The sequence below is a fragment of the Streptomyces sp. HNM0645 genome, assembly GCF_030056615.1.
GTDB classification, from domain to species: Bacteria; Actinomycetota; Actinomycetes; order Streptomycetales; family Streptomycetaceae; genus Streptomyces; species Streptomyces marianii.
This window is the reverse complement of the sequence record NZ_JASHLT010000014.1, coordinates 76,249-102,430: the sequence shown is the minus strand read 5'-3', so window position 1 is coordinate 102,430 and position 26,182 is coordinate 76,249. Positions and strand designations below refer to the sequence as shown.

Below are 26,182 nucleotides of genomic sequence, written 5' to 3'. Positions count from 1 at the left end.
GAGGCGACCGACATGACCGCACAGGAGCGAGAGCTTCCCCCGCTGTCCGGCAAGGCGGCCCTGGTGACGGGCGGCAGCCGCGGCATCGGCTACGGCGTCGCCGAGGCGCTCGTCGCCCGCGGCGACCGGGTGTGCATCACCGGCCGCGGGGAGGACGCGCTGAAGGAGGCCGTGGAGAGCCTCGGCGCGGACCGGGTGATCGCCGTCGCGGGCAAGGCCCACGACGAGGCGCACCAGGCCGTCGCCGTCGAACGCGCCATGGAGGCGTTCGGCCGGGTCGACTTCCTCGTGAACAACGCCGGCACCAACCCGGTGTTCGGCCCCATCGCGGAGCTCGATCTCAACGTCGCCCGCAAGGTGTTCGAGACGAACGTGATCTCGGCGCTCGGCTTCGCCCAGCAGACCTGGAAGGCATGGCAGAAGGAGAACGGCGGCGCGATCGTGAACATCGCGTCCGTCGCGGGACTCTCCGCGTCCCCCTTCATCGGGGCGTACGGCATGAGCAAGGCGGCCATGGTCAATCTGACCCTCCAGCTGGCGCACGAGTTCGCGCCGGCGGTCCGGGTCAACGCGATCGCCCCCGCCGTGATCAAGACGAAGTTCGCCGAGGCGCTGTACGAGGGTCGGGAGGCCGAGGCCGCCGCGGCGTACCCGATGGGCCGGCTCGGCGTCCCGTCGGACATCGGCGGGGCCGCGGCGTTCCTCACATCCGACCAATCGGACTGGATCACGGGGCAGACACTCGTGGTGGACGGCGGTATTTTTCTTAACGCCGGAGTCCACTGAGTCGATTTCTACCTGAATGGCTCGGGATAGCCCTAAGTGCCCCGCCGGACCACCGCGTTGTTCCGGCGGGGCACTGCGGTATGGTTCGCCGACCCATGGCTGAACGAGGAGCGTGCACGTGTTCAACCGGACGATGCTGCAGGCGGCTGCAGCCCTTGCGTCCATATCCCTGGTGGCGGGATGCGGTCTGTTTTCGGACGACGACGCCGATGGGACGCAGCACGTAGTGGTCGGTACGATGAGTGCACCCAGCACCCTCGACCCGGCCGCCGCGTGGGACAGCTCCTGGGAGCTGTACCGCAACGTCTTCCAGACCCTTCTCAGCTTCCCGACCGGAAGCACCACCCCCCAGCCGGACGCGGCCGAGAAGTGCAAATTCACCAATCCGGCAAATACCGCGTTCCAGTGCACCCTCCGTGAGGGCCTGACCTTCTCCAACGGCCACCCGCTCGACGCGGCCGCGGTCAAGCACTCCATCGACCGCATCCAGCGGATCGATGTGGACAGCGGTCCCAACGGTCTCCTCGGCTCGCTCCGCGAGGTCAAGCAGGAGGACGACCGGACCGTCACCTTCCACCTGACCAAGCCCGACGCCACCTTCCCGTTCATCCTCGCCACGCCCGCGATGTCCCTGGTGGACCCGGCCGAGTACCCCGCGGACAAGCTCCGGGAGGACGGCAAGCTCACCGGCTCCGGCCCGTACGTCCTGGAGTCCTACCAGGAGAGCTCGAAGGCGGAGCTGAAGAAGAACACCCGCTACAACGGGTTCGCGGACCGCAAGAACGACGCCGTCACGATCCGCTACTTCAAGCGGTCGGAAGCCATGGTGGCCGCGCTCAAGAGCAATGAGATCGACGCCACCTACCTCGGTCTGACCGCGGAGGAGGTGGCCGATCTCCAGGAGAAGAAGAAGGCGAACGAGGGCCTCCAGATCGTGGAGAGCCCCGGTGTCGACATCCGCTACCTGGTGTTCAACCCCAAGGACCCCTCCGTCCGCGATGTCGAGGTGCGCCAGGCGATCGCCCAGCTGATCGACCGCGGCGAGCTCATCAACAAGGTGTACCGGGGCACGGCCGAGCCGCTGTACTCCATGGTCCCCAAGGGCATCGCCGGCCACGCGACCAGCTTCTTCGACAAGTACGGCGACCCCAGTGCGGCGAAGGCGCGGGACATTCTCGAGGAAGCGGGCATCAAGACACCGGTCCGGCTCGACCTCTGGTTCACCACCGACCGCTACGGCTCCGCCACCGCCGCCGAGTTCGCCGAGATCAAGCGGCAGCTGGAGCAGTCCAAGCTGTTCGAGGTCTCGATCCAGGGCAAGCCCTGGAAGGACTTCCAGGAGGGCTACCAGAAGGGCAGCTATCCGGTCTTCGGGCGAGGATGGTTCCCCGACTTCCCGGACCCCGACAACTTCATCGCGCCGTTCGTCGGCAAGGAGAACGTGCTCGGGACGCCCTACGAGAGCCCTGAGATCACCCAGCAGCTGCTGCCGCAGACCCGCCAGCTGAGCGACCGCGGTGCGGTGTCCAAGAAGTTCGAGCGGGCTCAGACGATCCTGGTCGAGGACGTGCGTCTGCTCCCACTGTGGCAGGGCAAGATCAACATCGCGTCCCGGGAGGAGATCGCGGGCTCCGAGCGCGCCCTGGACCCGCAGATGATCATGCAGCTCTGGACGCTGCACCGCCAGACCAGCTGGTAGCACGGATCCGACCTCCGGGCGCCCCACCGCCGGGAGCGTTGTCAGTGACCGCGTATAGGTTGGGTCGTCGGTAACTGATCGCACACCGGAGGTTGTTGACGTGACCGACACCGACATGCTGCCCGAGTCCTGGCGCGGCGTCCTCGGCGAGGAGCTCCAGAAGCCGTACTTCAAGGAGCTCGTCGACTTCGTCGAGGACGAGCGCGCCAGGGGGCCGGTGTACCCGCCTCGCGAGGACGTCTTCGCGGCGCTGGAGGCCACGCCCTACGACCGGGTGAAGGTGCTGGTCCTGGGGCAGGACCCGTATCACGGTGAGGGGCAGGGGCACGGCCTCTGCTTCTCCGTGCGCCCCGGTGTGAGGATCCCTCCCTCGCTGCGGAACATCTACAAGGAGATGCAGGAGGAGCTCGGTCTGCCGGTGCCGGACAACGGCTGCTTGACGCCGTGGGCCGAGCAGGGCGTCCTGCTGCTCAACGCGGTGCTGACCGTCCGCGCCGGAGAGGCGAACTCCCACAAGGGCAAGGGCTGGGAGAAGTTCACCGACGCGGTGATCCGTGCGGTCGCCTCCCGGCCGGACCCGGCTGTCTTCGTGCTGTGGGGGAACTACGCCCAGAAGAAGCTGCCGCTGATCGACGAGACGCGCCATGTCGTGGTGAAGGGCGCGCACCCCTCGCCGCTGTCCGCGAAGCGATTCTTCGGGTCCCGTCCGTTCACCCGGATCAACGAGGCGGTCGCCGCCCAGGGCCACGACGCCATCGACTGGCGCATCCCGGACCTGGGCTGACGGTTGGCGCACCTGGCTGACAGGTTCGGGTCACCGCCCGAGCCTGTGCCGGATTGCCTCCGGTGGCGGCTAGCGTCGGGAGGACGCGTCGAGGTGCTGGAGGGCCGCAGTGGTGGAGCAGCAGGGGGCGTCGGGTGACGCGGTCATGACCACCAGGATCGGGCAGGCGATCATGCTGCTCCACGGCGGGGACCGCGAGGAGGCACGCAACCGCTTCTCCGCGCTGTGGGCACAGCTCGGCCAGGAAGGCGATCCCCTCCACCGCTGCACGCTCGCCCACTATCTGGCGGACACCCAGGACGATCCCGGAGACGAGCTCGCCTGGGACCTCCGGGCGCTCGCGGCCGCCGAGGCGCTCACCGAAGAGCGCCCGGTGCGGCACGAGGCCGCCGTCGCCGCGCGCGGGCTCTATCCCTCGCTCCATCTCAATCTGGCCGCCGACTACCTGAAGCTGCATCGCCCCGAGGCCGCCCGGGCCCATCTGGACCGTGCCAGGGCGGCCTCGGCCGCACTCGGGGACGACGGCTACGGCGATGGGGTGCGGGCGGCCATCGACCGGCTGGACCGGCGGTTGTCCGGCCTCTGACGACCTGCCCGACAGCCTGAGGCGCCGCCTGCCGCGACGGGTGAGGCCGTCTCAGGCTCCCGTGGTCCCGTCGATCCGCTCCCGGAGGAGATCCGCGTGTCCGTTGTGCCGGGCGTACTCCTCGATCATGTGGACGTAGATCCAGCGGAGGCTGAACCGCTTCCCGTGCCGCTCCTCGTTGGAGGTGTCGTCCAGGGACCGTGACGCGGCCAGCTCGCGGGCCCGTCCGATCTCGGCACGCCAGACGGTCTCCGCCGCCTCGAAGGTGTCGGCCGGCCCGAGGTGGAACTCCCCGTCCGGATCCTCCTCGCTGAAGTAGAGGGGTGGGGCGGCCTCACCCTCGAGGACCCTGCGGAACCAGATCCGCTCGACCTCGGCCATGTGCCGCACCAGTCCGAGCAGACTCAGCCCGGACGGCGGCACTGACGTCTCCCTCAGCTGCTCGTCGCCGAGTCCGGCGCACTTGAGGGCGAGGGTCTCGCGGTGGAAGTCGAGCCAGCCTTCGAGCATCTCCCGCTCGCCCGCGACCGTGGACACCCCGGTCCGTTCTCGTGTCGTCATGGCCCGATCCTCGACGACGCGCAGGATCCGCCGCCACCCGTTTCAGGGACGGCTCCGGCCGGATCGCGCGGCCCGGCATCCCGCCGATCAGTTCCGCGAAGCCCTTCCGGAGCTCCTGCCTCCCGGGTACGGAGGCGTGGTACGAACCGACGGCGCAGGAGAACCTCGGCCCTTCGCACCGGGCCACCAGTGACAGGGCGTGCCGCTCCGGCTCGGCCGATCCGGGTCCGGCCATCAGCGCCTCCAGAGGCCCGCGGAAGGTCGCCGCCGCCCGGTCGTAGAAGGCCCGGCAGTTCCGGACGGCGTGCGGCCTCGAGCGCCGGCTCGTACCGGCAGACCGGCAGTCGGCGGTGACCGTCGGACAGCGGTGCAGCGCGAGGGAGAGCACGTCGAGCGGTTTCTCCGTGCCGCAGCGGGGCGGGGGCATCCCGGCGGGCGCGGGCACCTGGGCCCCGCTGCTGGACCGGCCCTGCGCACGCCACTCCCCAGCAGTGCCTGCCGGGTCCGGGCGTGGCCATGCCCGGCGGCGCGTCGGCCGTCGCCGCGCGCAACGCGCTCATCCGGGGCGCCTCCCGGATCGGACCCGGAATCGTCCTGCGCGGTCTCGACGGCATCGCGGACTTGGCGTCCGCCCGGGCGGACGTATGCTGCCGGAGCGGCGCGGACGGCCGATCCGCGCTGACGGCACGCAGGACAGGGCGGACTGGGGAGGTCCAGGTGAAGATCGGCTGCATCGGGCTCGGGGACATCGCGCAGAAGGCCTATCTGCCGGTCCTCACCACCCTGCCGGGCGTCGAACTGCATCTGCAGACCCGGACGACGGCCACCCTCGACCGGGTCGCGGCGGCCCACCGCATCCCGGGCCGCCAGTGCCACACCACCCTGGACTCCCTCCTCGCCGCCGGGCTCGACGCCGCCTTCGTCCACGCCCCGACCACCGTGCACCCGGGGATCGCGACCCGGCTGCTGGAGGCCGGAGTCCCCACGTACGTCGACAAGCCCCTCGCGTACGAACTCGACGACTCGCAGCGGCTGGTGGAGCTCTCCGAACGGACCCGCACCAGTCTCGCGGTCGGCTTCAACCGGCGCTTCGCCCCCGGGTACGCCCAGTGCCTGGAGCACCCGCGCGACCTCGTCCTCATGCGCAAGAACCGGGTCGGCCTCCCCGAGGACCCCCGCACCCTGGTGCTCGACGACTTCATCCACGTCGTCGACACCCTGCGCTTCCTGCTCCCCGGGCCCGTCGAGCACACCGGCGTACGGGCCCGGGTCCGCGACGGGCGCATGCACCACGTGGTGCTGCAGCTGTCGGGGGACGGGTTCACCGCCGTCGGCATGATGAACCGGATGAGCGGCTCCGCCGAGGAGATCCTCGAGGTCTCAGGACAGGACGCCAAGCGCGAGGTGGTCAACCTCGCGGAGGTCGTCGACCACAAGGGCCAGCCGTCGGTGCGGCGGCGCGGCGACTGGGTGCCGGTCGCCCGGCAGCGCGGTATCGAGCAGGCCGTGCTCGCCTTCCTCGACGCCGTCCGCGCGGAGAGGTTCCTCAGCGCCCAGGACGCACTGGCGACCCATGAGCTGTGTGAGCGGGTGGTGCGGGAGGCACTGGAGCAGGCCTTCTGAGGGCGCGCAGCCCCTCGGCCGCGCAGAACGCCCCCAGCGCGGCCAGCGCGCCGTACACCGCCCAGTCCCCGAACCGGGCGTACGGCGTCGTGCCCCGGGCGAGCGGGATCTCGTGGACGGCCGCGGCGCTCTCGTCCGTGCCGAGCCGGGGGCCCAGCCGCTCCCCCTCCGGCCCGTACACCGCGCTCACACCCGTCAGGGTGGCGTGCACCATCGGCCGCCCCGTCTCCGCAGCCCTCAGCGCCGCCAGCGAGGCGTGCTGAGCGGGCGCCCAGCTGTCCTGGAACGTGGAGGTCGCGGACTGCGCCACGAGGAGTTCGGCGCCGCTCCTCGCGAGCCTTCTGCTCATGTCGGGGAACGCCGACTCGAAGCACACCAGGGGCCCCACCCGCAGCCCCGCCCGGCCCTCGTCGCCCGGCAGCACCATCACCACCTGCTCGCCGCCGCGCATCCGGTCCTCGCCCGCGGCCCTGCCCACCGACGTGGCCCAGCCCAGGACGGTGCGGAACGGCACGTACTCGCCGAACGGCACGAGCCGCATCTTGTCGTAGCGGTCGCCGGTCGGACCGTCGGGGCCCACCAGCACGCTGCTCTTGTAGATGCCCCGCCGGTCCGAGCGCCGGGCGTCCACGTTCACCAGCACCTCGGCGCCCACCTCGCGCGACAGCGCGGCGAGCCGCGCCGCGAGGTCGCGCCGCGCCGCCAGATCCGCGCCGACACTGCTCTCGCCCCACACCACGAGGTCCAGCCGCTGTCCCGCCAGCTGCCGGGTCAGCTCCTCACCGCGGGCGAAACGCCGCTCCGCCCCGCCCAGGCCGTTGACGACCCCCGGCTGGACGACGGCCACACGGACCACCCCGCCCGGCCGGTCCGGTCGCGGTGCCCACAGCCATACCGCGCCCACCGCCAGCGCGCAGGCGCAGACGGCCGCGACCGCCGGGATCCGCGCACGCGGAACGGCCACCAGCACGGCCACCGCGCTGTTCACCGCCAGCACGAGCAGTGTCACCAGCCACACCCCGCCCACCGAGGCCAGCCGCAGCGCCGGCGGGACCTGCCACTGGCTCGCCCCCAGCAGTCCCCACGGCCCGCCCAGCCCCTCCCAGGACCTGACCAGTTCGATCGCCAGCCAGCCCGAGGGGACGACGACGACCGCCACCGCCGCCCGCCGGGGGGAGGGACGGCCGCCCAGCGCCGTCCGGACCAGCAGTCCCCACGGGGCCCACAGCAGCCCGAGCAGAGCCGCCAGGACCACGATGAAGACGTGCAGGTTCGGCATCAGCCAGTGGTGCACGGCGATCATGAAGCCGGTGCCGCCGAGCCAGCCGTCCAGAGCGGCCCGGCGGGCCGTGGGAGCGGTACGGACGAGCAGCAGCCACGGTACGAGCGCCACGTATGCGAACCACCACAACCCGGGGTCGGGGAACGCGAGGGCGGGCAGCGCGCCCGCCGTCACCGCGGCCGCGCCGCGCCACCACGGCGACGACAGCAGCCGCGTCAGCTGCTCCCGGCGGTCCACCGGAATCCGCATGCGGCGCCTCCACGAGAGCGATGTCTGCCTCCAGTGTGAGGGAGCGGCCCGCGGCCGGGACAGGCCACGTCGATCATTCGGCCGCGCGGAGGAACGCGGCACGCCGCCACTTCTCGTGCACGGTGACCGAGCTCAGCCGCCAGCCGTCGTCCCCGCGTGCCAGCCCGAACGAGTAGCGGCCGCCGGCCACGAAGTCGTCGCCCGACTCCAGCCGCATCGGATTGACGTAGTCCGCCTGCACGTCCGCCCGGTCTCCCGGGCAGCCGTCCACGTCCCGCAGACGTACCCGCCGGTTCACGATCAGATGCTGGCGCACGGGGAACAGCCGCATCGTCTCCGCCAGCCAGCCCGCCACCTCGGCCGCGGGTCCCTCGACGCCTCCGGCGCCGCGGTAGTCGGCACGCCCGTCGCGGGTGAACAGTGCCCGGTAGGCGGGCCAGTCGGCGTCGTCCACGGCCACCGCGTACCGGGTGACGACTTCGTCGATGGCCAGCCGGTCCATCACGGTCGCGAGATCCACGCGCTGCGTCATCGGCCAAGTGTCGGGCAGCGGGGGCGCGGAGCCAAGAGGCCCGGCACGGTCAGGAGCGGGGCGGCGGGACCGGTTCGCCCCGGCGCACCGCGCCCGGGGCACGGGCGGCGGGATGGTCGGCGAGGGCGGCGGACTCCAGTCGCCAGGGGACGCTCGTCACCATCACACCGGGCGTGAACAGCAACCGGCTCTTCAGCCACAGCGCGGACTGGTTGTGCAGCACGTTCTCCCACCAGTGGCCCACGACGTACTCGGGGATGAACACCGCGACGACATCCCTCGGGCTCTCCCGCCGGATCGACCGCACGTACACCAGTACCGGGCCGGTGATCTCCCGGTAGGGCGAGTCCAGGACCTTCAGCGGGACATCGATCCCGGCCTCCTCCCACTGCCGCTTCAGCTCCGCTGCGGACTCCCGGTCGACGGCAACGGTCAGCGCCTCCAGCCGGTCCGGACGGGTGGCCCGGGCGTACGCGAGCGCCCGCAACGTGGCCTTGTGCAGCCGGGATACCAGAACCACCGACAGGACCCGGGAGGGTGGCGCGAGCTCCTTGCGAGGGTCGGTGACCGCCAGTTCAGCCGCCGTCGCGTCGTAGTGCCTGCGGATGCCCCGCATCGTCACCCACAGCACCGCGGCCGCGAGGACGGCCAGCCAGGCCCCCTCGGTGAACTTGGTCAGCAGCACGATCACCAGCACCAGCGCCGTGATGACCGCGCCGGTCCCGTTGACGACCCGGGACGTGCGGTGACGGCGGCGCAGTGCGGGGTCCGTCTCCGTGCGCAGTTCACGGCCCCAGTGCAGGACCATGCCGGTCTGACAGAGCGTGAAGGAGGTGAACACACCGAGGATGTAGAGGTGGATGAGACTCGTGACGTTCGCGCGGTACGCCCACAGCAGTACCCCCGCCACGACCGCGAGCGCCAGGATGCCGTTGGAGAAGGCGAGCCGGTCACCCCGGTTGTGCAACTGGCGGGGCAGATAGCGGTGCTGCGCGAGGATCGAGGCGAGCAGCGGGAAGCCGTTGAAGGCGGTGTTCGCGGCGAGGATCAGGACGAGCGCGGTGGCGGCCTGGACGTAGAAGAAGCCGAAGCTGCCGTCCCCGCCGAACACGGCGGCGGCCAGCTGCGCGATGACGGTGCGCTGCGTGTAGTTCTCGCAGTCGGGCAGGCCCGTCAGCCGGCAGGGGTCGTCGGTGACGCGGACGTCGGCGACGATCGCGAGCGTGGTGACGCCGACGAACATCGTCACGGCGATGAGCCCCATCGCGGCCATGGTGGCGGCCGCGTTGCGCGACTTCGGCCTGCGGAATGCGGGCACGCCGTTCGAGATCGCCTCCACGCCGGTCAGCGCGGTGCAGCCGCTGGTGAAGGCCCGCAGGACCAGCATCACCAGGGCGAGACCGACCAGGTTCGCCTCCGCCGGGACCGGCTCGATCCCGTACTGCGCGGTCGCCGCCACCGGAGGATCGCCGAGGAGGCGGCGGAGCAGTCCCGTCCCGCACATCACGAGCACCCCGGCGATGAACAGATACGTCGGCGCGGCGAACGCCCGGCCCGACTCGCGCACTCCGCGCAGGTTGACCGCGGTCAGCAGCCCGACGAAGACCAGTGCCATCGGCACGCGGTACTCGGCCAGCGCCGGCACCGCCGAGATGACGTTGTCGACACCGGAGGCCACGGACACGGCCACGGTCATCACGTAGTCGACCAGCAGCGCCGCGGCGACCACGAGTCCGGCCGAGGGCCCGAGGTTGGTCGAGGCGACCTCGTAGGACCCGCCGCCGCTCGGGTAGGCGTGCACCACCTGGCGGTACGACAGCACGACCACGGTCATCAGGAACACGACCGCAGCCGCGATCCACGGGGTGAAGTGCAGGTACGCCAGCCCACCCAGAGTGAGGACCAGCAGGATCTCCTGAGTCGCGTAGGCCACCGAGGAGAGCGGGTCCGAGGCGAAGATCGGCAGCGCCAGCCGCTTGGGCAGCAGCGTCTCGCCGAGTTCCTCGCTCCGCAGCGCGCGGCCCAGGACCAGCCGCTTGAGGAACGCCNCGGCAGCGCCAGCCGCTTGGGCAGCAGCGTCTCGCCGAGTTCCTCGCTCCGCAGCGCGCGGCCCAGGACCAGCCGCTTGAGGAACGCCGTCACGTTGAACACGGCGCGAGGTTATGCGCGGGACCCGGCACGGCCCCGCCCCGCCGCGCCGTGGCGCAGCGGGGCGCTGGGTGTCATGGGCCCGCCCGGAGGAGCGGCGGGGCGCGCGAGGTGCGCCGCCGGGGGCGGACACCGTCGCCGTCGCCCGGAGGACCGCCGGGTGTCAGCCCGCGGACTCGCCCGCGTGGGGGCTCAGTACGTCGGTGCCGACCAGGATGAAGATCAGGATGCCGAGGATGATCCGGTACACGACGAACGGCATGAAGCTCTTGGTCGTGATGAACCTCATGAACCACGCGATCACCGCGTAGCCGACGGCGAAGGCGACGACCGTCGCGAAGACGGTCGGGCCCCACGACACATGGCCCTCGCCCGCGTCCTTCAGCTCGAAGACGCCCGAGGCGAGCACGGCCGGGATCGCCAGCAGGAACGAGTAGCGGGCAGCCGCCTCGCGGGTGTAGCCCATCAGCAGGCCACCGCTGATCGTGGCCCCGGAGCGGGAGACTCCCGGGATCAGGGCCATGGCCTGGCACACGCCGAAGATCAGGCCGTCCTTGACGGACAGGTCCCGCAGCGACTTCCGCTCCCTCACGACGCGGTGCTTGCCGCCCGTCTCGTCCCGGGCCGCCAGGCGGTCGGCCACACCGAGGACGATGCCCATGACGATGAGCATCGTGGCGGTCAGCCGCAGGTCGCGGAACGGCCCCTCGATCTGGTCCTTGAGCGTGACGCCGAGCACGCCGATCGGGATGGACCCGACGATCACCAGCCAGCCCATCTGGGCGTCGTGGTCCCGGCGCATCGCCTTGTCCGTCAGCGAGCGGAACCAGGCGCTGATGATGCGGGCGATGTCCTTGCGGAAGTAGATGAGCACCGCCGCCTCGGTGCCGATCTGGGTGATCGCGGTGAACGCAGCACCCGGGTCGTGCCAGCCCGCGAAGGCGGCGGTCAGGCGCAGATGCGCGCTGGAGGAGATGGGGAGGAACTCCGTCAGCCCCTGGACGAGCCCGAGGATGAGTGATTCGAACCACGACATGAAAGCTAAGCCGTCCAAGTACTGGTCAGGTCGGAAGGTACGGGTACGGGTACGGGCCGCGATCATGCGCCCATCGCGTGGCAGCGTAGCGTCCGACGGTTTCGCGGTGTCAGGCGGGCTGCCCCGCCGGCGGCAGCGAGGGCCGGGACCGGCAGGGAACGCCCGGCCGGGGGCGGCTTCGCTCAGCCTCCGCGGGCCCCGACGCCGTCCGCCCGCGTGCACATGCGGCGTCCAGCGTGCCGGTGGGACCTCGTCCCCGCCTTACGCGCAGACGACCACCGGCCCGGGGCCCTCGCCGCGCTCGTACTCCGGCACGGTCGGCGGCCGGCCGGGGAGACGCCGGTCGTCCCGCGCCATCGGCGGCAGCAGCACGGGTGGAGGCCGCGTCCGGCCTCCGCCGGGCACAGCGGGTCCCGTCTTCGGGGCTGCCCGCGCGAGGCGGTGCCACGCGATCCGCGCGGGCCGTGACGCACGGCTTCTTGCGGGGGCGGACGGGGTGAGCGGGTGCTCGGCGACCGGTCCCGGGACGGCGCGGGCGGCGATGCCCGCCCAGCGGTGGGAGGGGCCGCTGCTGGGCGCGGTCGAGAGCGACTCGTACCGGTCCGTCAGGCGCCGCGCGACAGGCCGTGGCGCTTGCACCAGGCGACGGTGGCGCCGACCAGGGCCGAGACGACGATGAAGCCCGTCGCGGCCAGGAAGACGGGCGATGTCGGCGAGGCCGCGGTGCTGCCGGCGATCACGTACGCCGCGGTGTTCGGGACCGAGCCGAGGCCGGTGGCCAGCAGGAAGGGGACATAGCCCATGCGGGACACGGCGGCGCAGTAGTTGGTGGCGGCGAAGGGGATGCCGGGGAAGAGCCGCAGCGCGAGCATCGAGCGGAACCCGTGCCGGCTCAACTGGCCGTCGGCGGCCTCGAGCAAGCGGCCGCGCAGCAGTGGCCGCAGCGCCTCCTGACCGAGGAACCGTCCCAGGGTGAAGGCGATGCCCGCGCCCAGGACCGTGCCGGCGATCGCGGCCGCCAGACCGGTCTGCGAACCGAAGAGCGCTCCCGCGGCCAGGTTCAGCAGGGGGCGCGGGACGAACGCCGCGGTGCACAGCCCGTACGCCGCGGCGAAGAGCGCCACCGCGGTCGCGCCGCCGACCTGGGGCGGCCAGCCCGCCACCAGCAGACGCTGCGGCTCGTAGGCCACGACCGCCGACGCCGCGGCCGCCAGGACGGCGACGAGCAGGGCCAGGCGGGACCAGGGGGAGAGAAGGACGCGGCCGAATCGGAGAGCGAAGCCGTCGCGCGGCCCGGAGACGGGGTCGAGCATCCGGGGAGACTAACCGAACGCGCGGTGTGATCGCCGTAAGGTGTGGCACATGACGCCTCCGGTGCCGCGCAGCGCCCTCGCCGACACGGTGCTCGGACGGCTCACCGCGACCTACCCGGCGGCCGCCGACCCGGTCCGGGCCCGGGAGGCCGCCGCGTACATGAAGGACGCCGCGCCCTTCCTCGGGATCCGCACCCCCGAACGCCGCGCGCTGTCCCGGACGGTCCTCGACGGCACGCCCCCGCCCACGGAGGCCGACTGCACGGCCGTAGCCCTGCGCTGCTGGGAGCTGCCCGAGCGCGAGTACCACTACTTCGCCGCCGACTACCTGCGGCGACACGTCGGACGCTGCTCCTCGGAGTTCATCCCGGTGACGCGCCGGCTGATCACCACCGTCTCCTGGTGGGACACCGTGGACACCCTCGCCGCGCACGTCGTCGGCCCGCTCGTCGTCGCGGATCCCGCGCTGGTCCGCGTGATGGACCGCTGGATCGAGGACGACGACCTCTGGGTCGCCCGGACGGCCCTGCTCCACCAGCTGCGCCACAAAGAGGCCACGGACGAGGAACGGCTGTTCCGGTACTGCCTTCGCCGGTCCGGCCACCCGGACTTCTTCATCCGCAAGGCCATCGGATGGAGCCTGCGCGAGTACGCCAAGACCGCCCCGGACGCCGTACGCGCCTTCGTCGACTCCGCCCGCGGCCGGCTCGCGCCGCTCTCCGTGCGGGAAGCGCTGAAGAACCTCTGACGTCCGGCGGAGCCCGCCACGGCCCGCCGGGCCTGCCCGTGGAAAACCATTCGACGGGAGCCGGCGACGTCGGAGATCATCGACGCATGTTCCGGCAGACCTTCCCCGCAGCGCCGTCCGCAGTCGCGGACGCGCCGGAGGCTGCCCGCTTCCCCGCCTCCACGGCATTCCCCGCGGTCCTCGCCGTCGCGGCCGCCTTCGTCGCGGCCGCCTTCGTCGCGGCCGCCTTCGTCGCGGCCGCCGCGTCGGCAGCCGCCGACGGCGCCCGAAGCTGACTCTCCCCGGATCGTCCGGCGGACCCCGCAGGGGGAGGGTCGGTACGGCCCGGGGTCCCCCTCCGCGACGCGGAGTCCATCTTTCGAGTTCCGGGAAGGAACTGCGACAGCCATGCCCAAGACGGCATACGTGCGCACCAAGCCGCACCTCAACATCGGCACCATGGGCCACGTGGACCACGGCAAGACCACCCTGACCGCGGCCATCACCAAGGTCCTCAGCGAGCGCGGGACCGGCACCTTCGTGCCGTTCGACAGGATCGACCGCGCCCCTGAGGAGGCCGCCCGCGGCATCACCATCAACATCGCGCACGTCGAGTACGAGACCGACACCCGGCACTACGCCCACGTCGACATGCCCGGGCACGCCGACTACGTGAAGAACATGGTCACCGGTGCCGCCCAGCTGGACGGCGCCATCCTCGTCGTCTCCGCGCTGGACGGGATCATGCCGCAGACCGCGGAGCACGTCCTGCTGGCCCGTCAGGTCGGCGTCGACCACATCGTCGTGGCCCTGAACAAGGCCGACGCGGGCGACCCCGAGCTGACCGACCTCGTCGAGCTGGAGGTGCGCGAGCTGCTGACCGCGCACGGATACGGCGGGGACTCGGTGCCGGTCGTGCGGGTCTCCGGCCTCAGGGCGCTGGAGGGGGACCCGCGCTGGACGGCCGCCGTGGAGGCGCTGCTCGACGCCGTCGACACCTATGTGCCGATGCCGGTCCGCTACACGGACGCGCCGTTCCTCCTTCCGGTGGAGAACGTCCTCACCATCACCGGCCGGGGCACGGTCGTCACCGGGGCGGTCGAGCGGGGCACCGTCCGCGTCGGCGACCAGGTCGAGGTGCTCGGGGCCGACACGGCCACGGTCGTCACCGGTCTGGAGACCTTCGGCAAGCCCATGGACTCCGCGGAGGCCGGGGACAACGTGGCCCTGCTGCTGCGGGGCGTTCCGCGCGACGCGGTCCGCCGCGGCCACGTGGTGGCCGCTCCCGGCAGTGTGACGCCGAGCCGTCGGTTCAGCGCACAGGTGTATGTGCTGTCCGGCCGTGAGGGAGGCCGGACGACACCGATCACCACCGGCTACCGGCCGCAGTTCTACATCCGGACGACGGACGTCGTCGGGGACGTGGACCTGGGCGGGGCGGCGGTCGCCCGGCCGGGCGACACGGTCGACATGACGGTCGAGCTGGGCCGCGACGTGCCGTTGGAGCCCGGCCTGGGCTTCGCGATCCGCGAGGGCGGCCGGACCGTCGGCGCGGGTACCGTCACCGGTCTGGTCTGACGCGGTCGGGATCCGCCGCCCGCCACCACGGGCGGCGGATCCGCCCCGTACACGTCACACTGCATCCATGGCGGACATGGATCACAGAGGTGCGGAGCGGGTAACCGGAGGGGGAGCACCGTCGGGGCGACGGGGGACCGCGCTCGTGCTCGGCGGGGGCGGGCTCGCCGGCATCGGCTGGGAGATCGGCGTCCTGCACGGTCTCGCCGAGGCCGGGGCGGACGTCCGCGCGGCCGACCTGGTCGTCGGTACGTCGGCGGGATCCGTGGTCGGCGTCCAGCTCTCCTCCGGACTGCTCACCCTTCCGGAGCTGTATGAGCGTCAGCTCGCCGACCCGGAGGGGGAGGTGCCCGCCGGCATGGGGCCCACCGTGCTCGCCCGCTACGTCTGGGGGGTGCTGCGCTCACGGGACGCCGAGGCGTACGGCGCGCGCATGGGACGGCTCGCTCTCTCCACCCGCACCGAGCCGGAGGAGGCACGCCGCGCCGTCTTCGCCGAACGGCTCCTCACCCACGAATGGCCCTCGGCGCACCGTCTCGTCGTCACCGCGGTGGACGCCGTCACCGGGGAGTTCCACGCGTTCGACCGGGAGAGCGGGGTCGGCCTGCTCGACGCCGTCGGCGCCAGTTGCGCCGTGCCGGGAGTCTGGCCGCCCGTCACCATCGACGGGCGGCGCTTCATCGACGGCGGAGTGCGCTCGTCCACGAACGCGGATCTCGCGGCCGGGTACGCCACAGTCGTCATCGTCGCGCCCATCTCGGTCGGTGGCGGCCCCGTGCCGTCCGCACGTGCCCAGGCGGCCCGGCTCGCCGCGGCCGGGGCGCGCGTCGTACTGATCACTCCGGACCGCGCGGCCCGGAGGGCGTTCGGGCGCAATGTGCTGGACCCCGCGCGACGGGCGCCCGCCGCCCGCGCCGGCCGGGCCCAGGCGGTTGCGCACGTGGACGCCGTACGGGCGGTCCTGCCCGTCTGAACCCCGTCGGCCGCCGAGTACCGGGCCCTTTCCGGCCCCGGGACCCCTCCGGTGTTCGCGGGGGCGTCCATGGGCGGACAATGGGCAGGGTGGACGATCCCATTCCCGTCGAGCGCGCTGTGGACAACGGCACCGCCAAGCTCCTTCCCGACATCGACCGGCCCCGCGCCTGGCTGCTCACCGTGGAGGGAGCGCCCCAGTCCTACGTCGACCTGGACGATCCCACGCATCTGGAGTTCGAGTACGCACGGCGGCTCGCGCACGTCCTCGACGGGACGGGGGAAGAGGGCGCACCGTTGGACGTCCTGCACCTCGGCGGCGGTGCCCTCACCCTGCCCCGGTACGTCGCGGCCACCCGCCCCGGCTCACGGCAGGACGTGGTGGAGGCGGACCGCGGACTGCTGGCACTGGTCGCCGAACGACTGCCGCTGCCGCCCGGCTCGGGGATATCCGTGCACGCCGCGGACGCACGCGCGTGGCTGGAGCGGGCGCCCGAGAACTCGGCGGACGTGCTGATCGCCGATGTTTTCGGCGGCTCGCGCGTACCTGCGCACCTCACCTCCCGGGAGTACGCCGGGGCCGCATGCCGTGTCCTCCGACCCAGCGGCGTCTACGCGGCGAACCTGGCCGACAGTGCCCCGTTCGGATTCCTCCGCTCCCAACTCGCCACCTTCGCGGACGTGTTCCCGGAGCTCGCCCTGGTCGCCGAGCCGGGAGTGCTGCGCGGACGCCGCTTCGGCAACGCGGTCCTGCTGGCCTCGCACACGCCGATCGACGTCGCCGCCCTGGGGCGCCGCACGGCGTCTGACGCCTTTCCCGCCCGCGTGGAGTACGGCGACGGCCTGCGGAGCTTCATCGGAGCCGCCCGGCCCGTGGACGACGAGGACGCGACGGGGTCGCCCGAACCCCCGGCGGGATCGTTCGGCATCGGCTGACCGGCGCTGTGGAGCCCGGAGGCGGACGCCCGGCCGCTGCCCGAGGGAGCGGCGGTGCGGCTCACGAATCCTCCGCCCCCGGCGCGGCCGGGACGGGGCAGATGGTCTCCCGCGTGTGGAGCTCGGTGGCCGCTCCGGCGGCCGGTGCCGGGCCGGAGTCGCGGCCGGCCACGTGCTTCGTACGGCGCGTCAGATTCCGTACGTCCGGGACCAGCAGCACCAGCGCCGTCACGAGGACGATCAGCACCGCGCAGCCCCACAGGGCGGTCTCCCGGCCGAAGAAGCTCTCCGCCGGTCCGGCCAGGGCCGTCGACAGCGGCAGCATGGCGGTCGAACCGAACCAGTCGTACGCACAGACCCGGGACAGCTTCTCCTCCGGGATCTCCTGGTGCAGTGCGGTCATCCACGCGACGCCGAACACCTCGATCGCGACACCGCTGACGAACATGACCACGATCAGAGCACCGATCTGCACCGGCACGGCGAGCGCCGCCGAGGGGAGCGCCAGCGGGAACACGCACAGCGTGCCGACGAGCAGCATCCGTCGGGGCTTCCAGCGCATCATCAGCAGCGCCCCGCCCAGCGTGCCGGCCCCGAACGCCGCCAGCGCCAGACCCCACGGGCGTGCTCCGCCCAGCGACTCCTCGGCGACCAGCGGCCCGTACACGGCGTCGGCGGCACCCACGACGGCGACCACGACCGAGAACTGCGCCACGATCGACCACAGCCAGGGACGGCCGGTGACCTCGCGCCAGCCGTCCCGCAGATCGGCGAGCAGTCCGTCGCCGGGAGCCCGTTCCGGGATGTGACCGACGTCGAGGAACGCGCGGAGCGCGCCGGCGACCGCGAAGGCGGCCGCGTCGACGGCGAGTACCCAGCCCGGGCCGACGGCGGCGATCATGGCCCCGCCGAGGGCGGCGCCGCCGATGCCCGCACCGTGCATCGCCATCCGGAAGAGCGCGAACGCCCGGCCGGCGTGCTCGCCGTCGACGGTGGACATCAGCATGCCCTCGGCGGCGGGGTTGAAGAACGCCTGCCCCGTGCCGCAGAGCGCAGTGAGCAGCATCATCTGCCACAGCTGCGGATCACCGGCCAGCACCAGCGCGGCGAACGCCGCGTGCGACACACAGTTGAGCGCGTTGGCGGCCACCATCACCCGGTGCCGCGGCAGCCGGTCCGCGATCGCCCCGCCGATGAGCAGGAACAGCACGAGCGGGAGGGTGCGGGCCGCAGCGACCAGGCCCACGTCGCCGCCGTCGCCGCCCGACTCCAGCACCGCGAACGCCGCCGCGATCAGCGCGCCGTGGGTGCCCAGGTTGGTGACGATCGCGGCGGCGGTCAGCAGTGAGTAGTTGCGGCCGGCCCACTCGGGACGGCGGCGGAGGAGCGGCGTACGAGAAGTCACCCGGGGACTATCGCCGCCGCCGCCTCCGCCTGCCAAACGGGTTTCAGGACGACGGGAGCTCCGCGAGCCGAACGGTGCCCAGGATCCGCTGGATCGTCGCGTCCGGGATCTCGCCGGTCACGCCCTTGTTGGCGTACAGGACCCAGGAGGCGAAGTCACCCTTGGCGTTCTTGAAGGAGAAGGCGATCGCCTTGCCGTCGCTGTCGCACTTGCTCTCCTTCTTCACCCCGATCGCGGTCGCCGTCGCGACATGGCCGCTGAGCCCCGACTCGGTCGTGTACGGCTGCGCCTTGGTGACCTTGACGGTGCCCTTGGGCTCCGTCTGGGCGTAGGCGGCCCAGACCCAGTTGCCGGCCTCGTTGTACGCGGCCTCGGCGGTGTTCTTCGCGCCCTGGCCGCCCTTGGTGCCGGTCGCGCCCAGTCCGGTGTCCTCGGCCTTGCCGTCGAGGTCGGAGTCGACCGAGCACCACTTGCTCTTGAAGTAGGCCGGCGCGGTCATCACGACGACGGGCGAACCGTCGCCCTTCTTCTCGTCCTCGAAGCCGGTGGCCACGCCCGTGCCGGCGACCTCCCAGCCCTCCGGCACGTCGAACTGCGTGCCGTGCTTGGGGTTGGTGACGACCTTCCAGCCCGGGATCGTCGGCTCGGCACCTCCCGAGCCGTCGCGCGGGTTGTCGGTGGGGGAGGGGGCCTCGGTGGGCTGTGACGAAGACGCGGCGGGCTTGCCGCCGCCCGAGGCCTCCGGGCCCTCGTCGTCGTCCCGGAGCGCCAGGGCGCCGGTGATCACGGCCGCGGCGACCACGGCCGTGGCGGCGACGATCGCGACGACGACCGTCTTCTTCCGCTCCGGGGAGGGACCGCCGGACGGCGGCGGTCCGGGGACGGTGTACTGCGGCGCGGTCGGCTGCTGGTACGGACCGGGCTGCTGGTAACCCTGCTGCGGGTACCCGGGCTGCTGCGGGTAGCCCGGTTGCTGGTAGGGGTTCGGCTGCTGGTACCCCGGCTGCGTGTAAGGGTTCTGGTCCTGCGGGTTCTGCTCGCCCCCGGGCGGCTGCTGTCCTGGCCACATGGCGAGTAACCATAGAGGTGCGGCGTGTTCGATGGCACGTCCGCCCCTGTGAGGGGGGCGAAGCCGCCTACTCGTGGGTAACATCCGGGGTGTGAGTGCAGACCGGATGTCCGTCGGTGGGCTGCTCGCCGCCGCGGTCCCCATGGCCAGGCCCCTGGACCTGGAGTTCCTGGAGACCTCCGCCCGGCGTGCCCTCGTCCGGTTGCCGGACCAGGCCGACTACCCCAACCGCGTCGGCGGACCGCACGCCGGGGTGTGAGGGTCGATACCCGCACGTCGGTGTTCCGTGCCGGGCTGGTGGTTCCGGCGCCGGAGAGGGTGCGTGGCGCGAGGGGCTCCTTTCGGGTCGGAGGTGGGGCGTAGGGGGTGGCCGACATTACTACTCACCGGTAATATCTTACTCATGACAGTCGACAGCGCCTCGATGGGCGAAATGCTGGCCACTGCGGTCCCGATGGTGCGCACTCTGAACCTCGAGTTCGTCGAGGTGACCCCGGAGCGCGCCGTGCTCCGGCTCCCGGACCAGCCGGACTACCACAATCACCTTGGCGGACCCCACGCGGGCGCCATGTTCACGTTGGCCGAATCCGCCAGCGGTGCCATCGTTCTCACGGCCTTCGGTGACCAGCTCTCGCGCGCGGTGCCGCTCGCGGTGCGGGCCGACATCGAGTACAAGAAGCTGGCCATGGGCCCGGTGACGGCCACGGCGACCCTGGGCCGCCCTGCGGCCGAGGTCATTGCGGAACTCGACGCGGGCAAGCGGCCGGAGTTCCCGGTCGGGATCGCCATCCAGCGCGAGGACGGGGCCGTCACGGGCGAGATGACGGTGGTGTGGACCCTGCGGCTGAACGGTTGATCGGCCGGTCGGGCTATCTGGAAACTCCTGCCGGGTCGGGCCAAAGCCTTCGGGCCCGGCCCGTCTTCGACGGCTGGCCGAGTGGCCTGCCTGAGCTGGCTCATGGGGGACGCCGCAAGCAACGATCCGGTCGCGCAGGTTGACGGCGGCATGTTGGTCGGCCACGACAATGCTCGCGGGACCGCAGAAGAGCGGTCGACTGCGCGCTGAAGGGGCGACTGCGACCGACGGGGTGCGGCGATATCTCAACGGCTCCCGCTCGTCGGCCTCCCGCTCGTTCGTCCTCGCCACGCTCGTCCCTCGCGAGACTGCGGGCGCTCCAACTGGACCCCTCTGCACGGCAGTCCTCCCGGGCAAGCGCGGGGTTGCACCGAAGGTTCGTACGGGCCCTGCCCGATCAGCCGGTGCGAAATGAACGACCAGCCCGCGCAGCCGGCACACAGAACGGCCGCGATCACCACCCCGGCGAACACCTTCCCCAACCGCTCGTCCAGCGACCGCCGGTGCCGCTGGACGCCGAACACCAGGGCATCCTGCAACCGACGGCGCCGTACCGACACCGACTCCAGCAGTTGACTGTCGTAATCCTGCGCAGCCATGGCTAATTGCCACCCACTACGAAGTGACAGTGCATCACGTTTCGAACTCGCCTACCCAGCCACGCTCCAGAAGATACTTGGGCAGATGGTCCGACTCCACCTCGATCGGGAAGTCTGCGCCATAGGCCAGGCATGCGATCGCCAGGGGGCCGAGCGCGACGAGGCCGCCTACGCTGTTGGCCCGCTCTTCATCGGCGGTCCAGTACTCCTGGTGCCACCGGAGTGCGTCGTGGAGGGCGGAATTGAACTGATCGTGGTCTTGGCGAACGAACCGATAGAACAGCCCGATTGGGGGAGAAAGGACCTTGGATACGAGCTCGCGGTTGGCGGTATCGAGGGTTTCGGGCTCGGTTCCGTTGACGGTGGCAACGAGCTTGTCGCCCAGTCCCTCGCCCTGAAGCCAGTACGACTGCAGGGTGTCGATCCAGGAGTAGATGTATTCGTCGAAAACTGCGCCAGAAGCGCGAAGTGGGGAGGCCGGAACGTTGCAAAGTTCCGTCATCCGGTCCTTCCTGCGATAGGTGACCGCGAGCCAGAAGGCCGAGATCCAGTTACCCGCGTGGGCGTGAGGCTGTACACCGGTTGCGGGAATGGTGCGGATCTCCCGGTCGATTCGGCACTCAACCGTGGCTTGCGTTGTGGTCGCCGCGGCAAACAGTGCGGACCCGGCCTGCATGGCTGTGACAAAGGATGCCCAGGTGTCGTGCTCGGCTGCTTCTGGGCCCAGTGCGCAGCGGGCCTTGGTCAACGTCAATGCCGCATCGAATGCACTGTCGATTGCGTCCGGAGATTACTCCAGACTGCTGATCCATTCCTGGGTGTCCTCATGGAGAAAGTCCACACCGTCCGCCGCGTGAGCAGTCGGAAAGTTGTGGCGCGGTACGGTCGGCACCGTTTGCTCCGCCCCTCAGGTCGATGTCGAAGTGTTGCATCACGTTGCCGGCGTACCGGCCGGTGTTCTCGTTCGCCTTGACCATCACGTACTCAAGCTTTCCTGACTTGAGTGCCGTGGTGAGCACGCTCAGCAGGGTCTTTCACTGCGCGCTTTCGCATGTCGCTGAAGACGGCGAGAATGTACTCGCGAGTCCCTTGCATAACCCGCAGTCTACCGTCGACGCTGTCCCGGGGTGTCGGTTTGCCGTTCGGAGCCTTGGCCTCGACGATAAGGTATTTTCCGTCTTCGATTCTCCACACTTGGTCGAACCTGCGGTTACCCGTCTTGCGGTCGTCCACTCGCACGGCCTTCGGGTAGTTTTCGGGAACTGCATGATATTCGGCGGTGGCCTCGCCAAAATCCTCGCCGACCAGGGCGTCGCCCAGGCGGCCGTCGTTCCCGGTCGGTGATTCGGCGGTGCCGTCCAGGTTCAGAACGAGACGGCGCAGTGAGGTGTCCGCTGGGTGTACGAGCAGGTCCTGCTGGATCTGTACGAGCGGGGCTTGATCCGCTTCGACGGACATCCGAGATCAGGGGGCTGAGCCCCGAGAAGGGTGATGTCCATGATGGAGGGCATGGGGAAGAAGAAGTCTCGGCCTCGCCGTTCGTTCACGGCGGAGTTCAAGGCCGAGATCAGCTGACCCGTGCCGTGCCGCTCGCGGTGAAGGCCGAGATCGCCTGCAAGAAGCTCGCCAAGGGCGTCGTCACCGCCACCGCGACCCTCGGGCGCCCGGTGGCGGAGGTCGTCGCGGAACTGGACGCCCGGGGCGCCCCGAGTTCCCGGTGACCGTCGCGATCACCCGTGACTCGGACGACGCGGTGACCGGTGAGATGACGGTCGTCTGGACGCTGCGCCCGAACGGCTGACAGGTGCCTCGGCGCGGCCGTCCGCGAGCCGCCCGCGGCGAAGGGGGCAGGTCGCCGCGCCGTCCTCGGACGCCGCATTCCGGAGCGTCCCCGCGACCGTGGCCGGATGCGGGGACGCCCTCCGCTCCAGGTAGGCTGCCCGGCGTGCGCCGCAGGGGGCGCACGCCGGGCAGCCCGAGCCCGATCGCACACGGGCACGGGCATCCGCTCCTCGACCAACGGGCCGGCGCCCGGGACGACGGGAGGATCCTGCGTTGCACGTCCAGGAGTGGCTCGAGACCGTGCCGGCGGTGGCCGTCTACGTCCTGGTGGGCGCGGTCATCGGACTCGAGAGCCTCGGAATCCCGCTACCGGGCGAGATCGTCCTCGTCAGCTCGGCCCTCCTCGCCTCCCAGCACGGCGACATCAACCCCTGGGTCCTCGGCACCTGCGCCACCGCCGGCGCGATCATCGGCGACTCGATCGGCTACGCCATCGGACGCAGGGGCGGACGGCCCCTGCTGGCCTGGTGTGGCGGCAAGTTCCCCAAGCACTTCAGCGAGGCCAACATCGCGCTGGCCGAGCGGTCCTTCCAGAGGTGGGGCATGTGGGCCGTCTTCTTCGGCCGTTTCGTCGCCCTGCTGCGTATCTTCGCCGGCCCCCTCGCCGGCGTGCTGCGCATGCCGTACTGGAAGTTCCTGATCGCCAACGTCTTCGGCGGCATCCTCTGGGCAGGCGGCACGACGGCCGTCGTGTACTCGGTCGGCATCGTCGCCGAGGCGTGGCTGAAGCGCTTCTCCTGGCTGGGGCTCGTCCTGGCCGTGGCGTTCGGCCTGACCTCGATGCTCGTACTGAAGAGCCGGGCGAAGAAGGCGGCCGCGCGCGCCGGGGCGGCCGACGCCGCCGCGGCCACCGCCCCGGCGGACGGCGCGGCCGCGGCATCGCCTACGGTGCACGTGGGCGCGGCACGGAAGTAGCGGCGGTGAGGAGAAGAAGATGGCGGGGCGCGAGCGGGCACTGATCTCGGCGGTCGGCGGCAAGGAACCGCGGATCTCCCCGGAGGCGTTCACCGCGCCGACGTCCGTGGTGATCGGGGACGTCACCATGGCGGCGGGCGCGAGCGTCTGGTATCACACCGTGCTGCGCGCGGACTGCGGGCCGATCGTCCTCGGGGCCGACAGCAACATCCAGGACAACTGCACCGTCCACGTCGACCCCGGGTTCCCGGTGACCGTCGGCGCACGCGTCTCCGTCGGCCACAACGCCGTGCTCCACGGCTGCACCGTCGAGGACGACGTCCTCGTGGGCATGGGCGCGACCGTCCTCAACGGGGCCCACATCGGCGCCGGGTCGCTCGTCGCGGCGCAGGCGCTGGTGCCACAGGGCATGCGCGTACCGCCGGGCTCCCTCGTCGCCGGCGTCCCCGCCAAGGTCAAGCGCGAGCTCACGGACGAGGAGCGCGAGGGCATCAAGCTCAACGCGGCGATGTACCTGGAGCTGGCGAAGGGCCACCGGGAGACGGTCGACGACTGAGGCCGAGGGCGGGCCGGGCGCCTCGGCCTCCGGGCCGTCCGCTCCCGCACTCGTCCGGCCGGCAGGGGCTGGAACCCCCGGGCCGATGCGGCGGGCGGCGAACGGCCGGAGGAACCGGGCGACGGGCCGGTACGGGCACTCGCGAGCCGGTCCGCCGGCCCCGCGGCGGAGTCGCGCACCCCGGGAATCCCGTTCGGGCATTGCCCGCCGTCACACGGGTACCCGGATGTGCGCAGGACCCGACCGACCTTCGAAACACCCGGAAGGCGCAGTCATGACCACCCCGAAGGAACCGCCCCCGGACGGGCCCGAACCGGTGCCGAGCGGTCCCGATCCCGTACCACGTGATCCCCTGCCGTCCGAGCCCTCGCCGGACCCGGCCCCGCCCGCCGACCCCGAACCGGGCACTCGTCCGACCCCGGAGCCGCCGGACTGACGACCGCCCCTCGACCGCTCGTGCGCGCACCGTCACGGATTGCGAACCCTGGGTGAGGGGCGCAGGGTTGGACCTGCCAGTCCACCCCCCACGCTGAAGGGACAACCGACATGGGCAAGGCAAAGGCCAAGGCGAAGCAGGCCAAGGGCAAGATGAAGGAAACCGCCGGCAAGGCCATGGGCGACCGCCAGATGCAGGTCGAGGGCCGTGGCGAGGAGCTGGCGGGCAAGGCCCAAGAGGCCGCGCACGACACCGGCGAGCGGATGAGGAAGTCCGGCCGCTGAGCCGGCCCGCGCCGCTCATGCCCGGGGCGGCCGCACCGCACACCGTGCCGGTGCGGCCGCCCCGGTGCGTCCCCGGTCCCCCGGTACGGCGACGCCCCGTACACCGGCCTCAGCCCCCGTTCCGCCCCACGCTTCGGCGGATCCGGACCTTCACGTCATCCAGCCACCTGCGGCTCGACAGGCGCTCGCGGGCGTGCCGGTCCAGTTCCTCGATGAGGCGTTCGGAGCGCTTCTCCACGTCCAGTTCGTCGAGGATCCGGTCCGCCTCCGCGAGCAGGGCCCCGTGCAGCTGCCAGTTCGTGTGGTCCTCGCGGAGGTCGTCGAGGAGCATCGCGGCGACGCGGTCCCGGCAGGCGCGCCCCTCGGCGAGCTCCTCCGACAGCCGGGCCTCGGCGTCCGCCCCGGTGACCGACATCTGGGTGGTGATCAGTGCCGTGAAGGCCGCGATGGCATCGGACAGATGACCGAACAGATCCTGCAGTCCCTTGGTCACCGCCGGCGGGAAGACGGTCCCCTGGGGCTCGGTCTTCGCCAGGTCCGTCAGCGTCCGGCAGGAGACCCGCAGGATCACGGCGCAGATCTCCAGTGCGTCCAGCCCGGTCCTGAGGACGACGCGGGAGAGCACCGGCTCCTTGACCCGCGGGTTGAGCCGCAGGCTCTCCTCCGCCTGCCGCAGAGCGGCGTCGACCTGCACGATGTCGTGGTCGAGCCGACGGGCCTCATGCAGCCGGGCCGCCGCCTGCGCCACGGGTGTGTGCTCGCCGAGTTCCTCGGCGATGTGCCCCAGCAGCCCCCGCATCCGCTCCGACAGATCGCTGATCGCGGCGCTGGCGTCGCTCACCCAGACGGGCGGCACGAAGAGCACGTTGAAGAGCAGCCCCACCACGGCACCGATCAAGGTCTCGAGTACCCGGTCCCAGCCCGTCTCGGTCACCTGCGTCACGCCGAGGACGAGCATGGCGCTGATCGCCACCTCGGGCACGAACTCGCCGACCTTCACGAACCGCCCGATCACCAGCGACGCGAGGATCACCAGCCCCAGACTCCACCAGCTCAGCCCCACCAGGGCGCTGAAGCCGATCGCGATCAGCACGCCCGCCACGACCGAGTTCACCCTCCTGATGCCGGTGGTGAGCGTCGAGTAGAGGGTGACCTGGACGACGAGGAGCGCTGTGAGCGGCGCCGTCAGGGGTAGTGCCTCGCCGCTCAGCTGAAGGGCGATGACGTAGGAGACGACCGCGGCGGCGGTGGACCGCACCGTCTGGACGACCGCCGGCTCCCGATGACGCCTTACCAGATCACGGAGCGGTTCGCTGGTTGCTGCCACCCTGCCTCTTTCCCCTTGTCCCCTCGTCGCGGATACGCGGGTCCTCCCACCCCAGACTGCCGTCTGGGCCGCCCCTCGCAA

28 protein-coding genes and 1 pseudogene are annotated in these 26,182 nt (G+C 71.6%); 16 read left to right on the top strand and 13 right to left on the bottom strand.

Going from position 1 to position 26,182, the window contains the following annotated elements:
* Window positions 1–12: 12 nt before the first annotated feature.
* The 4 genes from QMZ92_RS11395 (at window position 13) to QMZ92_RS11380 (ending at window position 3,855) form a co-directional block, all read left to right on the top strand.
* Complete coding sequence (locus QMZ92_RS11395; protein WP_138056447.1) at window positions 13–786, top strand: SDR family oxidoreductase; 774 nt, start codon at window positions 13–15, stop codon at window positions 784–786.
* A gap of 118 nt (window positions 787–904) precedes the next feature.
* A complete protein-coding gene (locus QMZ92_RS11390; RefSeq protein ID WP_283297138.1) occupies window positions 905–2,485 on the top strand; it encodes an ABC transporter substrate-binding protein in 1,581 nt (526 codons plus the stop codon).
* Window positions 2,486–2,585: 100 nt separating this feature from the next.
* A complete protein-coding gene (ung, locus tag QMZ92_RS11385) occupies window positions 2,586–3,269 on the top strand; it encodes a uracil-DNA glycosylase (protein WP_283297137.1) in 684 nt (227 codons plus the stop codon).
* A 109-nt stretch (window positions 3,270–3,378) separates the two neighbouring features.
* The gene (locus QMZ92_RS11380; protein ID WP_283297136.1) at window positions 3,379–3,855 is read left to right on the top strand and encodes a hypothetical protein; all 477 of its coding nucleotides are present in this window, start codon (window positions 3,379–3,381) and stop codon (window positions 3,853–3,855) included.
* A gap of 51 nt (window positions 3,856–3,906) precedes the next feature.
* Here the strand turns inward: QMZ92_RS11380 and QMZ92_RS11375 are convergent, their stop codons facing one another.
* Complete coding sequence (locus QMZ92_RS11375; RefSeq protein ID WP_283297135.1) at window positions 3,907–4,416, bottom strand: DinB family protein; 510 nt, start codon at window positions 4,414–4,416, stop codon at window positions 3,907–3,909.
* Window positions 4,417–5,133: 717 nt separating this feature from the next.
* Here QMZ92_RS11375 and QMZ92_RS11370 point away from each other — a divergent pair.
* Window positions 5,134–6,039, top strand: coding sequence for a Gfo/Idh/MocA family protein (locus QMZ92_RS11370; protein ID WP_283297312.1), 906 nt, complete (start codon window positions 5,134–5,136; stop codon window positions 6,037–6,039).
* On the opposite strand, the gene lnt is transcribed toward QMZ92_RS11370, so the two are convergent.
* The 5 genes from lnt to QMZ92_RS11345 all read right to left on the bottom strand — a co-directional run bounded on the left by lnt (window position 5,963) and on the right by QMZ92_RS11345 (window position 12,599).
* On the bottom strand, window positions 5,963–7,570 hold the full coding sequence (gene lnt, locus QMZ92_RS11365) for an apolipoprotein N-acyltransferase (RefSeq protein WP_283297134.1): 1,608 nt from the start codon (window positions 7,568–7,570) through the stop codon (window positions 5,963–5,965). The genes QMZ92_RS11370 and lnt overlap by 77 nt on opposite strands.
* A 73-nt stretch (window positions 7,571–7,643) precedes the next feature.
* Window positions 7,644–8,102: a nuclear transport factor 2 family protein gene (locus QMZ92_RS11360; RefSeq protein WP_283297133.1), complete on the bottom strand. Its 459-nt coding sequence runs from the start codon at window positions 8,100–8,102 to the stop codon at window positions 7,644–7,646.
* Window positions 8,103–8,151: 49 nt separating this feature from the next.
* Window positions 8,152–10,134 (bottom strand): APC family permease, encoded by a 1,983-nt coding sequence (locus QMZ92_RS11355; RefSeq protein ID WP_283297311.1) that lies wholly within the window; start codon window positions 10,132–10,134, stop codon window positions 8,152–8,154.
* Window positions 10,135–10,413: 279 nt separating this feature from the next.
* Window positions 10,414–11,286 carry an undecaprenyl-diphosphate phosphatase gene (locus QMZ92_RS11350; RefSeq protein WP_283297132.1) on the bottom strand — a complete coding sequence of 291 codons (873 nt, stop codon included), beginning with the start codon at window positions 11,284–11,286 and terminating at the stop codon, window positions 10,414–10,416.
* A gap of 605 nt (window positions 11,287–11,891) precedes the next feature.
* A complete protein-coding gene (locus tag QMZ92_RS11345) occupies window positions 11,892–12,599 on the bottom strand; it encodes a TVP38/TMEM64 family protein (RefSeq protein ID WP_283297131.1) in 708 nt (235 codons plus the stop codon).
* A 49-nt stretch (window positions 12,600–12,648) separates the two neighbouring features.
* On the opposite strand from QMZ92_RS11345, the gene QMZ92_RS11340 reads away from it, so the two are divergent.
* The 5 genes from QMZ92_RS11340 to QMZ92_RS11320 all read left to right on the top strand — a co-directional run bounded on the left by QMZ92_RS11340 (window position 12,649) and on the right by QMZ92_RS11320 (window position 16,812).
* Window positions 12,649–13,347: a DNA alkylation repair protein gene (locus QMZ92_RS11340; RefSeq protein WP_283297130.1), complete on the top strand. Its 699-nt coding sequence runs from the start codon at window positions 12,649–12,651 to the stop codon at window positions 13,345–13,347.
* An 86-nt stretch (window positions 13,348–13,433) separates the two neighbouring features.
* Window positions 13,434–13,622, top strand: a complete 189-nt coding sequence (locus QMZ92_RS11335) for a hypothetical protein (protein WP_283297128.1) — start codon at window positions 13,434–13,436, stop codon at window positions 13,620–13,622.
* Window positions 13,623–13,734: 112 nt separating this feature from the next.
* Window positions 13,735–14,904 (top strand): elongation factor Tu, encoded by a 1,170-nt coding sequence (gene tuf, locus QMZ92_RS11330; RefSeq protein ID WP_283297127.1) that lies wholly within the window; start codon window positions 13,735–13,737, stop codon window positions 14,902–14,904.
* A gap of 67 nt (window positions 14,905–14,971) precedes the next feature.
* Window positions 14,972–15,877: a patatin-like phospholipase family protein gene (locus QMZ92_RS11325; RefSeq protein WP_283297126.1), complete on the top strand. Its 906-nt coding sequence runs from the start codon at window positions 14,972–14,974 to the stop codon at window positions 15,875–15,877.
* An 89-nt stretch (window positions 15,878–15,966) separates the two neighbouring features.
* Window positions 15,967–16,812, top strand: coding sequence for a spermidine synthase (locus tag QMZ92_RS11320; protein WP_283297124.1), 846 nt, complete (start codon window positions 15,967–15,969; stop codon window positions 16,810–16,812).
* A gap of 61 nt (window positions 16,813–16,873) precedes the next feature.
* Here the strand turns inward: QMZ92_RS11320 and QMZ92_RS11315 are convergent, their stop codons facing one another.
* A complete protein-coding gene (locus QMZ92_RS11315; RefSeq protein ID WP_283297123.1) occupies window positions 16,874–18,217 on the bottom strand; it encodes an MFS transporter in 1,344 nt (447 codons plus the stop codon).
* Window positions 18,218–18,260: 43 nt separating this feature from the next.
* Window positions 18,261–19,286: a DUF8017 domain-containing protein gene (locus tag QMZ92_RS11310; protein ID WP_283297122.1), complete on the bottom strand. Its 1,026-nt coding sequence runs from the start codon at window positions 19,284–19,286 to the stop codon at window positions 18,261–18,263.
* Window positions 19,287–19,377: 91 nt separating this feature from the next.
* Here QMZ92_RS11310 and QMZ92_RS11305 point away from each other — a divergent pair, with 91 nt between their 5' ends.
* Entirely contained in the window at window positions 19,378–19,545 is a 168-nt protein-coding gene (locus QMZ92_RS11305; RefSeq protein ID WP_502962036.1) for a hypothetical protein, read from the top strand.
* 144 nt (window positions 19,546–19,689) lie between these two features.
* Window positions 19,690–20,142, top strand: a complete 453-nt coding sequence (locus QMZ92_RS11300; RefSeq protein ID WP_283297121.1) for a DUF4442 domain-containing protein — start codon at window positions 19,690–19,692, stop codon at window positions 20,140–20,142.
* A 245-nt stretch (window positions 20,143–20,387) separates the two neighbouring features.
* Here the strand turns inward: QMZ92_RS11300 and QMZ92_RS11295 are convergent, their stop codons facing one another.
* The 4 genes from QMZ92_RS11295 to QMZ92_RS11280 form a co-directional block, all read right to left on the bottom strand.
* Entirely contained in the window at window positions 20,388–20,741 is a 354-nt protein-coding gene (locus QMZ92_RS11295; protein ID WP_283297120.1) for a hypothetical protein, read from the bottom strand.
* Between the two features lie 34 nt (window positions 20,742–20,775).
* Window positions 20,776–21,495, bottom strand: coding sequence for an immunity 49 family protein (locus QMZ92_RS11290; RefSeq protein WP_283297119.1), 720 nt, complete (start codon window positions 21,493–21,495; stop codon window positions 20,776–20,778).
* 70 nt (window positions 21,496–21,565) lie between these two features.
* Complete coding sequence (locus QMZ92_RS11285) at window positions 21,566–21,760, bottom strand: hypothetical protein (RefSeq protein WP_283297118.1); 195 nt, start codon at window positions 21,758–21,760, stop codon at window positions 21,566–21,568.
* Window positions 21,726–22,199 (bottom strand): hypothetical protein, encoded by a 474-nt coding sequence (locus QMZ92_RS11280; protein WP_283297321.1) that lies wholly within the window; start codon window positions 22,197–22,199, stop codon window positions 21,726–21,728. Before QMZ92_RS11280 ends, QMZ92_RS11285 begins: the two co-directional genes overlap by 35 nt.
* Before the next feature lie 107 nt (window positions 22,200–22,306).
* On the opposite strand from QMZ92_RS11280, the pseudogene QMZ92_RS11275 reads away from it, so the two are divergent.
* From QMZ92_RS11275 to QMZ92_RS11260, 4 genes and pseudogenes are all read left to right on the top strand, one after another.
* Window positions 22,307–22,542: pseudogene (locus QMZ92_RS11275) on the top strand (DUF4442 domain-containing protein); the annotation flags it as partial.
* A 254-nt stretch (window positions 22,543–22,796) separates the two neighbouring features.
* Window positions 22,797–23,498 (top strand): DedA family protein, encoded by a 702-nt coding sequence (locus tag QMZ92_RS11270; RefSeq protein ID WP_283297117.1) that lies wholly within the window; start codon window positions 22,797–22,799, stop codon window positions 23,496–23,498.
* A gap of 19 nt (window positions 23,499–23,517) precedes the next feature.
* On the top strand, window positions 23,518–24,054 hold the full coding sequence (locus tag QMZ92_RS11265) for a gamma carbonic anhydrase family protein (protein WP_283297116.1): 537 nt from the start codon (window positions 23,518–23,520) through the stop codon (window positions 24,052–24,054).
* 546 nt (window positions 24,055–24,600) lie between these two features.
* A complete protein-coding gene (locus QMZ92_RS11260; RefSeq protein WP_283297114.1) occupies window positions 24,601–24,774 on the top strand; it encodes a CsbD family protein in 174 nt (57 codons plus the stop codon).
* Window positions 24,775–24,883: 109 nt separating this feature from the next.
* Here QMZ92_RS11260 and QMZ92_RS11255 read toward each other — a convergent pair whose 3' ends face one another.
* On the bottom strand, window positions 24,884–26,101 hold the full coding sequence (locus QMZ92_RS11255; protein WP_283297113.1) for an FUSC family protein: 1,218 nt from the start codon (window positions 26,099–26,101) through the stop codon (window positions 24,884–24,886).
* Window positions 26,102–26,182 lie beyond the last annotated feature (81 nt).